This is a genomic window from Nonomuraea sp. MG754425 (assembly GCF_021699195.1).
Taxonomy (GTDB): Bacteria; Actinomycetota; Actinomycetes; order Streptosporangiales; family Streptosporangiaceae; genus Nonomuraea.
In genome coordinates this window covers 1-215 of sequence record NZ_SSXE01000630.1, presented here as the reverse complement: position 1 = coordinate 215, position 215 = coordinate 1, and the positions used below count along the sequence as shown (strand labels likewise).

The window sequence follows — 215 nt, the reverse complement described above, 5'->3', positions numbered from 1 at the left end:
TTACGCCCAGTAATTCCGATTAACGCTTGCACCCTCTGTATTACCGCGGCTGCTGGCACAGAGTTAGCCGGTGCTTATTCTGTCGGTAACGTCAAAACACTAACGTATTAGGTTAATGCCCTTCCTCCCAACTTAAAGTGCTTTACAATCCGAAGACCTTCTTCACACACGCGGCATGGCTGGATCAGGCTTTCGCCCATTGTCCAATATTCCCC

1 rRNA gene is annotated in these 215 nt (G+C 49.3%); it reads right to left on the bottom strand.

From position 1 onward, the window contains the following. A 16S ribosomal RNA gene (locus FAF44_RS56675) occupies nt 1-215 on the bottom strand; the annotation flags it as partial.